The organism is Mesorhizobium sp. M5C.F.Ca.IN.020.32.2.1 (assembly GCF_004023105.1).
GTDB classification, from domain to species: Bacteria; Pseudomonadota; Alphaproteobacteria; order Rhizobiales; family Rhizobiaceae; genus Mesorhizobium; species Mesorhizobium wenxiniae.
Map to the genome: position 1 here is coordinate 1 of NZ_RZSX01001208.1, position 1466 is coordinate 1466.

3 protein-coding genes are annotated in these 1466 nt (G+C 56.3%); all 3 read right to left on the reverse strand.

Annotated features, from left to right (window positions below):
* Positions 1–43 precede the first annotated feature (43 nt).
* Positions 44–532, reverse strand: a complete 489-nt coding sequence (locus EOA86_RS34425) for a helix-turn-helix transcriptional regulator (protein WP_245497468.1) — start codon at positions 530–532, stop codon at positions 44–46.
* A 219-nt stretch (positions 533–751) separates the two neighbouring features.
* Positions 752–1144 carry a hypothetical protein gene (locus tag EOA86_RS34430; protein ID WP_164892317.1) on the reverse strand — a complete coding sequence of 131 codons (393 nt, stop codon included), beginning with the start codon at positions 1142–1144 and terminating at the stop codon, positions 752–754.
* Between the two features lie 2 nt (positions 1145–1146).
* Positions 1147–1466: hypothetical protein (locus EOA86_RS40935; protein WP_245497469.1), on the reverse strand; the 320-nt coding region annotated here is incomplete at its 5' end.

The following is a 1466-nucleotide window of genomic DNA, read 5'->3' on the forward strand; positions in this document are numbered from 1 at the left end:
ACCTTGACGAGCTGCAACTGTCGAAGGTGGTTATCAAGGCCGACTAGCGGCCTTCGTCTTTCGATGAGGCTGTGGCGGCGTCGGCCGCCTTCTGCTGTGCGACCATGCGCTTTACCAGGGCGAGGAGATCGCGCGTCGTGTCGTGGGGCAAGGCCGCCATAAGTTTTGCCAGTTCAAGACGATCTTCGGCTTCCTCCGGCGTCCGGCCCCAAAGATGAGGAGCAGCCTCAAAAAGCATTTCGATCGGCATGAAGCCGAGGATTTCACAGAGATGGATCATACGAGTAACGTGCATTTTCGAGAAAGCACGTTCGTATCGACCATATACCGGTACTGATAGACCAAGCAAAGGTGAGAGATCCGCGCGCGTCAGACCTTCATCCTCGCGTGCCTTGCGCAGGAAAGCCGCGATCTTCTCATCCATTTCGCCCAGAGTCGTGATGCCGTCAAAGCCCGGACGTCGATAAATTGGTTTATCAATCTCTGGGTCGGTCGTTTCCACCAACCCCTTTGCACTTTTATAGGTGCTCATATCCCGAGTCACAGACCCAACCCCCTAAATGAAAACCCGCCCACGGGGCGGTACTATGCACCAAATTGATTACATTGGCATTAGTTCCAATGCCTTTGAACTGGCTTTCTCCCTTACCCATTCTGGGGTTCAGGAGGGCGGTCGACGCTGCTGCGCACGGATAGCCCTCCGAGCTCCTGGAAGGGATCGAACATGATACGGCGTACGGTTGCAAGGGTATCAGCGGTTCTTTGCTGCGACCATCGTCCAACGGTCTGACGCGCCCTCAAACACTGATTCCACGAATTTTTCACCTTCGATCCAACCAAGATGCGCCGACAGCTCGCAAGCTATTGAATATTCATCAATCCTTATACATCGCCTCACGCTAACCGTCGATCCGTCTCCGTGCTTGGATATGTCCCATTTGGATATGCGGAAGAGTTCGGATTTCGCCTGTTCACTGGTCGGCCATGTAGCCTTATCGGGTATGCGATCGGGGCCTTTCACGATAGGCAAAAGGACTTGCGAAATCTCGCCAAGGCCGATGCTCGGCCTGCCGAGCATCGGCGCGGCGTAGATGCCGATACCGATGCCGACAGCTATTCCAAACAGGAAGCCGCGCCCCATCATTCTCAGTAGCCGTTGTCGCGGAGAAACTGGTCGATCGCCGCCTTGATGATCACCGTCATCTTGATGTCGTTGTCGAAGGCGGCCTCTTGCAATCGCATCTTCGTGTCGTAGTCCAGGGGACAATTGACGTAGTGCTTGGCTTCTCGCGCGTGGGCTCGTTTCAGGTCGCGCAGCCGATAGCGCCCATCCTCCTGGGCCAGAGCACGTTCGATCGCTTTGCTCTTGCGCTCTTCACCGCTCGGGTTCGGCAGACTGCGCCGCGGCCGTTCCCTTGTCGCGACCGCTTCTGAAACCGGCGCCGCTGTCGGTTCCGGTGCAGTCA

Excerpts from the sequence above, each read along its gene's own strand:
- EOA86_RS34425 (WP_245497468.1), bottom strand. The coding sequence starts at position 532 with ATGAGCACCTATAAAAGTGCAAAGGGGTTGGTGGAAACGACCGACCCA.
- EOA86_RS34430 (WP_164892317.1), bottom strand. The coding sequence starts at position 1,144 with ATGATGGGGCGCGGCTTCCTGTTTGGAATAGCTGTCGGCATCGGTATC.